Source organism: Clostridium tyrobutyricum, from assembly GCF_019144085.1.
GTDB classification, from domain to species: Bacteria; Bacillota; Clostridia; order Clostridiales; family Clostridiaceae; genus Clostridium_B; species Clostridium_B tyrobutyricum_A.
In genome coordinates this window covers 1-3,204 of the sequence record NZ_JAHHUY010000063.1, presented here as the reverse complement: position 1 = coordinate 3,204, position 3,204 = coordinate 1, and the positions used below count along the sequence as shown (strand labels likewise).

Below are 3,204 nucleotides of genomic sequence, written 5' to 3'. Positions count from 1 at the left end.
GGAGTGTTACCTTCACGTCATTGTTACCAGATGCCAATTTGTCAAAATCTTTGATTTTGCCAACAAATTGGTACTCCTCAGCTTCGCTGAGTGAGTTACCTTGTTTCTTAAATACTATAAGAAACAAATGAGAATATTATTCTCTGAAAATTGCACAGTAAGATAAATTTGGTCAAGCCCTCGACCTATTAGTATCAGTCAGCTGAACATGTCGCCATGCTTACACCTCTGACCTATCACCTTGTGTTCTTCAAGGGGTCTTACCAGCTTACGCTGTGGGAAATCTAATCTTGAGGTGGGCTTCACGCTTAGATGCTTTCAGCGTTTATCCCTTCCCGACATAGCTACCCAGCCATGCTCCTGGCGGAACAACTGGTACACCAGAGGTCAGTCCATCCCGGTCCTCTCGTACTAAGGACAGCTCCTCTCAAATTTCCTGCGCCCGCGACGGATAGGGACCGAACTGTCTCACGACGTTCTGAACCCAGCTCGCGTGCCGCTTTAATGGGCGAACAGCCCAACCCTTGGGACCTACTTCAGCCCCAGGATGCGACGAGCCGACATCGAGGTGCCAAACCTCCCCGTCGATGTGGACTCTTGGGGGAGATCAGCCTGTTATCCCCGAGGTAGCTTTTATCCGTTGAGCGATGGCCCTCCCACGAGGTACCACCGGATCACTAAGCCCGACTTTCGTCCCTGCTCCACCTGTATGTGTCGCAGTCAGGCTCCCTTATGCCTTTGCACTCTTCGAAGGATTTCCGACCCTTCTGAGGGAACCTTTGGGCGCCTCCGTTACATTTTAGGAGGCGACCGCCCCAGTCAAACTGCCTGCCTAACAATGTCCCGTGACCAGTTTCATGGCCGCCGGTTAGAATTCCAGTACTGTCAGGGTGGTATCCCAAGGTCGACTCCAAAAGGGCTGACGCCCTAATATCCAAGTCTCCCACCTATCCTGTACAGACAATACCGAAACTCAATGCTAAACTGCAGTAAAGCTCTACGGGGTCTTTCCGTCCAATCGCGGGTAGCAAGCATCTTCACTTGCACTACAATTTCGCCGGATTTGTTGTCGAGACAGTGCTCAAATCATTACGCCATTCGTGCGGGTCGGAACTTACCCGACAAGGAATTTCGCTACCTTAGGACCGTTATAGTTACGGCCGCCGTTTACTGGGGCTTAAGTTCATACCTTCGCTTACGCTAAGTATTCCCCTTAACCTTCCAGCACCGGGCAGGCGTCAGCCCCTATACTTCAGCTTTCGCTTTAGCAGAGACCTGTGTTTTTGATAAACAGTTGCTTGAGCCTATTCTCTGCGGCCCCTTTCGGGGCACTCCTTATCCCTAAGTTACGGAGTTAATTTGCCTAGTTCCTTAACAACAATTCTTCCGATGGTCTTAGGATTCTCTCCTCACCTACCTGTGTCGGTTTGCGGTACGGGCACAAACTTACTCCATAGAGACTTTTCTTGGCAGCGTGGAATCAGATACTTCTCCCGAAAGGGATCCCTGTAACACCTCAACATTGACTAAACGGATTTTCCAGTCCAGCCTGTCTAAGTGCTTAGACACACATCCAATAGTGTGCACATCCTATCCTCCTGCGTCATCCCATTTGTCAAACGCAAATTTGCGGTATCGGAATATCAACCGATTGTCCATCGCCTACGCCTTTCGGCCTGGGCTTAGGTCCCGACTAACCCTGAGCGGACGAACCTTCCTCAGGAAACCTTAGGTTTTCGACCAATAAGATTCTCACTTATTTCTCGCTACTTATGCCAACATTCTCACTCCTGCACAGTCCACCGCTCCTTACGGTGCGACTTCAACCCATGCAGGAAGCTCCTCTACCACTCTTTCGAGTCCATAGCTTCGGTGGTAAGTTTTAGCCCCGGACATCTTCGGCGCAGGACCTCTCGACTAGTGAGCTATTACGCACTCTTTAAATGAGTGGCTGCTTCTGAGCCAACATCCTAGTTGTCTTAGAAATCCCACATCCTTTTCCACTTAACTTACACTTTGGGACCTTAGCTGATGATCTGGGCTGTTTCCCTTTTGACCACGGATCTTATCATTCGTAGTCTGACTGCTGAGATTCAAGTATATGGCATTCGGAGTTTGATAGGGTTCAGTAACTGTTGTCAGCCCCTAGCCCATTCAGTGCTCTACCTCCATTACTCATACTCAACGCTAGCCCTAAAGCTATTTCGAGGAGAACCAGCTATCTCCGAGTTCGATTGGAATTTCTCCGCTATCCACAGCTCATCCCATGGTTTTTCAACACCAACGTGGTTCGGTCCTCCACGGAATTTTACTTCCGCTTCAACCTGGCCATGGATAGGTCACTCGGTTTCGGGTCTACAGCATGCAACTAGTCGCCCTATTCAGACTCGGTTTCCCTTCGGCTCCGTACCTTAAGTACTTAACCTTGCTGCATACCGTAACTCGTTGGCTCGTTCTACAAAAAGCACATCGTCGCACGTAAAAGTGCTTCGATCGGTTGTGGACACACGGTTTCAGGTTCTATTTCACTCCCCTTCCGGGGTTCTTTTCACCTTTCCCTCACGGTACTTCTTCACTATCGGTCACCAGGTAGTATTTAGCCTTAGGAGGTGGTCCTCCCGCATTCCCACAAGGTTTCACGTGTCTCGTGGTACTCTGGAATAGACTGGAAGCTTTAATTTTCACTTACAGGGCTTTTACCTTCTTTGGCGGAGCCTTCCAGCTCACTTCAATTAACTTATTGCCTTCCGTTGTGTCTACCCTTACCCCAGGAACAAGTTCCTGGTTTGGGCTCTTTCCCTTTCGCTCGCCGCTACTAAGAAAATCGATGTTTCTTTCTCTTCCTCCGGGTACTTAGATGTTTCAGTTCCCCGGGTTTACCTCTATAAACCTATGAATTCAGTTTATAGTACAATGCAAGCATTGTGGGTTTCCCCATTCGGACATCTTCGGCTCACAGACTATTTGCGTCTACCCGAAGCTTATCGCAGCTTATCGCGTCCTTCGTCGGCTCCTGGTGCCAAGGCATTCACCATGCGCCCTTTGTAGCTTGACCTTTATCTACAAAGGTTATTAACCTTAGCTGTATCTAGTATACATAAACCTTCGGTTTAAACATACATAAATACTTTAATTATTTTATCTTATTCAAAATGAAAATTATAAATAATTTTCTATTCTTACTGTGCAATTTTCAAAGAACAA

1 rRNA gene is annotated in these 3,204 nt (G+C 48.2%); it reads right to left on the bottom strand.

What is annotated here, in order from left to right:
- Window positions 1-168: 168 nt before the first annotated feature.
- Window positions 169-3,055, bottom strand: a 23S ribosomal RNA gene (locus KM800_RS14915).
- Window positions 3,056-3,204 lie beyond the last annotated feature (149 nt).